4 protein-coding genes are annotated in these 3880 nt (G+C 65.4%); 2 read left to right on the top strand and 2 right to left on the bottom strand.

Going from position 1 to position 3880, the window contains the following annotated elements:
- Positions 1-68 precede the first annotated feature (68 nt).
- Positions 69-440 carry a His-rich protein BRANT gene (locus tag MOV74_RS33240; protein ID WP_246931222.1) on the bottom strand — a complete coding sequence of 124 codons (372 nt, stop codon included), beginning with the start codon at positions 438-440 and terminating at the stop codon, positions 69-71.
- Positions 441-691: 251 nt separating this feature from the next.
- Here MOV74_RS33240 and MOV74_RS33235 point away from each other — a divergent pair, with 251 nt between their 5' ends.
- Positions 692-1234, top strand: coding sequence for a tetratricopeptide repeat protein (locus MOV74_RS33235; protein WP_246931221.1), 543 nt, complete (start codon positions 692-694; stop codon positions 1232-1234).
- Positions 1235-1343: 109 nt separating this feature from the next.
- On the top strand, positions 1344-2732 hold the full coding sequence (locus MOV74_RS33230; protein WP_246931220.1) for a serine hydrolase: 1389 nt from the start codon (positions 1344-1346) through the stop codon (positions 2730-2732).
- On the opposite strand, the gene MOV74_RS33225 is transcribed toward MOV74_RS33230, so the two are convergent.
- The coding region (locus MOV74_RS33225; RefSeq protein WP_246931219.1) for a S10 family peptidase at positions 2719-3880 on the bottom strand (1162 nt) is incomplete at its 5' end. The genes MOV74_RS33230 and MOV74_RS33225 overlap by 14 nt on opposite strands.

Below are 3880 nucleotides of genomic sequence, written 5' to 3'. Positions count from 1 at the left end.
CGGGCCGGGCCTGACGCCCTGTCGCGGCGGCGGGGCAATCCTTGGAAGCCGCCGCGCAGGATCAGTCGTTAGCTGCGCTTCTCGGTGGTCGCCGGCTTGGTCAGATCCGGCTGCGCCTTGTGCGACTTCTTGGCCGACAGATGCTTGTGGTGATGGCGATGCGTGCGCACCGTCTTGTGCTCGTCCGACGGCACGGCCGCGTTGGCGTTCATCGCCTTCGACTTGGCATCCACCTTGACGTCGCCAGGCTTGACGTCGACAGCCTTGGCGTCGGCCTTGACGCCAGCCTCGGGTTTCGCGGCGGTGGTCGAGGCCTTGGTCTGGCTCTGGTCCGCCTTGATCACCGGGGCGGTCGTGGTGGTCTTGCCGGTCTCGGCGGCGAAGGCCGGGGCTGCGATCACGGAGGCTGCGAGCAAGGCTGCGGAAATGGTCTTCAGCATGGTGGTCTCCTCTTGGAAGGATCTCCAGGCGGCGCCCTCTCGCCTACCCTTGGATCGTAGGTCGGAGCCTAGCGGCGAGGCGCTGAACCCAGTCTGAAGCCGATTGCAGGCTTCCGTTCATCTCGATGACAAGTTTGTCATCTGCAGCCGAGCGGCCAAGGTCTTGCGAAGCGGGAATGTTTTTGCCGGACGGGTGTTCCGGTCTTTGGGCAATCGTGTAGGATCGCCACGTTCCATACGGGAGAATTTAGATGCGCAAACTCTCAATGCTTGTCGTGCCGGGACTGGTCGCCATGTCGCTGGCGGCCGCACCGGTACTGTCCAGCGCCTATGCCGCCGGCAGTGACGAGCCCTCGTCGCCTCCGAAGTCGGACTCCTCGACCAAGAAGGGCAAGAAGAAGAGCTCGTCCGTCAGCGATCCCAAATTCCTCGCCGCCTATCGCACCGCTTACACTGCGATCTACGACAACCACGATTACAGCGGAGCGATCGGCCAGTTGAAGTCGCTGAAGCGCGACGACGTCGCCGACGTCGCCAATCTGATCGGCTACTCCTATCGCAAGCTCGGCGACTATCAGTCGTCGAAGGTCTATTACGAGCTGGCACTGAAGGACGATCCCAACCACGTCCGCACCTGGCAGTATTACGGCCTCTGGCAGCTCGAGCAGGGCAACCGCGAACAGGCGCAGTATCATCTGAACAAGATCGCCTCGCTCGCCGGCACCGACAGCTCCGAGTATCGCTCGCTTGCCGCGGCGCTCGACAAGCCGACCGGCGCGACGCTGGTCTACTGAAGACATCGCATCTTCGCATGAAACGAACGGGCACAACCTTGCGGTTGTGCCCGTTCCGCTTTCTCGGCTAGCCTCTCGCACCAACCTCCCCCTCGCAAATTGGTGTGCAATGGACAATTGGCTGCGATCCGCGATCGACTACATCGGCTCCTGGATCGAATTCCAGCTGACGACAATCCAGCAGCCCGGCGTCATCGTCGCCTTTGCCCATCGCGGCGAAATCGTCGCCGAGCATGCGTTCGGCCTTGCCAATCTCGACATCGGCGAGAAGCTCACCCCGCGCCACCGCTTCCGGATCGCCTCGCATTCCAAGAGCTTCACTTCGGCCGGCATCATGAAGCTGCGCGAGCAGCGCAAGCTCCGGCTCGACGACACGATCGGCCAACATGTCGGCGGCCTGCATCCGCGCGTCGGCGAGACGACGATCGCGCAGGTGCTGTCGCACAGCGCGGGGCTGACGCGCGACGGCGCCGATTCCGGCCAGTTCATCGATCGCCGTCCCTATCTCGACACGAAGGAGTTGCTCGCGGAATTGAAGCTGCCGGCCGCGATCGAGGCCGGTACCCGTTTCAAATATTCCAATCATGGCTTTGGCCTGATCGGCCTCCTCATCGAGGCCGTGACGAAGGAGCCCTATTCCGTCTGGATCAAGCGCGAGATCATCGAGCCCGCGGGCCTGCGCGAGACCGAGCCGGACTCACCGCTTCCCAAGGGCGCGCCGTTCGCGCGAGGCCACACGCGAAAGCTACCGTTAGGCGAGCGCTGCGTGATCCCCGGTGACAATCAAGCGCACGCGATGGCGTCGGCCGCAGGCTTCGTTGCGACCGCCGGCGACACCGCCCGCTTCTTCGCGCAGCTCGCACCCAATGCCAAAAGGAGCGTGCTGTCGGTCGCAAGCCGCCGCGAGATGACGCGGCACCATTGGCGCATCCCGCAGAGCTTGGAGGCCCACTACGGCTTGGGCGTTAACGCCGGCAAGACCGACGGCTGGGACTGGTTCGGCCATAGCGGCGGTTTCCAGGGCTACATCTCGCGGACCTGCTCCATCCCCGCTTGCGAGCTCACGATCAGCATCCTCAGCAACTCCATCGACGGCGCGGCGCCGTTCTGGATGGATGGCGCGATGCAGATCCTGCGCGTGTTCCAGACGCGCGGCGCGCCGGACAGGCGCGTGCGCGACTGGACTGGGCGCTGGTGGACGATCTGGGGCGCGACCGACCTCGTCCCCGCCGGCAACCGCGTGCTGGTCGCCAATCCGCAATTCGTCAATCCGTTCATGGATGCCGCCGAGATCGAGGTCACCGGCCGCGACACCGGCAAGCTCGCCTGGGCTGCCGGCTATTCCAGCCATGGCGAGCCGGTGCGACGGGTCCGCGACAAGCGCGGCAGGATCAGCGACATCTGGATCGCGGGCGCCAATGTGAAGCCGGAAAAAGTCGTGGCGCGCGAGATCGCACGCCGGTATCCGCCGCGCAAGCGGCGGCCTACTCCCGAATGAGCGCCTCGACCTCGCTGCGAAACGCCTGCCGCGAGCCGCCCTGCGAATAGAACATGTGCCCGCCGGGATAGACGACGAACTTCACGCGCTGCGTCGCGAAGGCCGGCATCTGATCGAGCGCCCGCTTCGTTCCGAAATAGGGCGTGGCAAGGTCGAACAGGCCGTGCGCGACCAGCACGTTCAGCTTCGCATCGGTAGCGAGGATCTGGCGCAGCTCGGACACCGATTGCGGCGGGTTGATGCCGCGGCCGAAATCCCAGTGACCTTCCACAGTGCCGTTCAGGACCTCGTAGGAGCCGTCCGGCCGCCAGTTCAGCTTGCGTGAGAGCACGTCGACCGCAGCGCTCGTCAGCGGCGCCTGCAGCGCATCGCCTGAGGGGTCGCCGAACCGCGAGCTGCTCGAATCCGGATAGGGATCGAAGCCGCGCACGGAGGCATCGTAGCGGCCCGTCACCTTGCCGTTCTTGCGGTCGAACTCGCGGCGGAATTCACCGACGTCGAAGCGGCCGGCGAGCCTGCGGCTCACCGCCTGGTCGATGCCGGTGAGCTCGGCGACCTTGTCGGCAAGACGATTGGTGGCCTCCTTGTCAGCCTCGCCCTTGACGAGGTCGGCCAGGAATTCGCCGCGCGCGTAAGCCTCGACATCGGCGAGATCGGCGCGCTTGACCGGCCCTTTGACTTCGCGCGCCACCGCCACATAGCTCGGCAGCGTCGCGACATATTGCAGGAGGCTGGTGCCGGTGAACTCGCGGAAATCGAGCAGCGGCGACACCAGGATCAAGCCCCTGACGCCGACACCGTGCTGGAGCTGCAACTGGTGCACCACCTTCGGCCCTCGAATGCCGCCATAGCTCTCGCCCGCGACGTATTTCGGCGAGGTCAGCCGGTCGTGCTTCTCGAGCCAGCGGCGGATCACGAGCGCGATCGCGTTGACGTCGCCGTCGACGGAGTAGAACGACTTGCGCGCATCGTCCCCGCTCGCAACGAAGCGACTGTAGCCGGTGCTGACGGGATCGATGAAGACGAGATCGGTGAAGTCGAGCCAGGTCTCCGCGTTCGGCTTCACCTCGGGCGAGGCCGACGGCGACAGCGCATCGCCATCGAGCGGCAGCCGCCACGGACCGGCCGCGCCGAACTGGAGCCACGCC

It is taken from the genome of Bradyrhizobium sp. SHOUNA76, from assembly GCF_023006445.1.
GTDB lineage: Bacteria > Pseudomonadota > Alphaproteobacteria > Rhizobiales > Xanthobacteraceae > Bradyrhizobium.
The sequence above is the reverse complement of the archived record's forward strand: the minus strand, read 5'-3'. Positions and strand labels throughout refer to the sequence as shown.

Bases quoted from the DNA above. Each gene is read 5' to 3' on its own strand.
- MOV74_RS33235 (WP_246931221.1), top strand. From the start codon at position 692: ATGCGCAAACTCTCAATGCTTGTCGTGCCGGGACTGGTCGCCATGTCG.
- MOV74_RS33230 (WP_246931220.1), top strand. From the start codon at position 1,344: ATGGACAATTGGCTGCGATCCGCGATCGACTACATCGGCTCCTGGATC.
- MOV74_RS33240 (WP_246931222.1), bottom strand. From the start codon at position 440: ATGCTGAAGACCATTTCCGCAGCCTTGCTCGCAGCCTCCGTGATCGCA.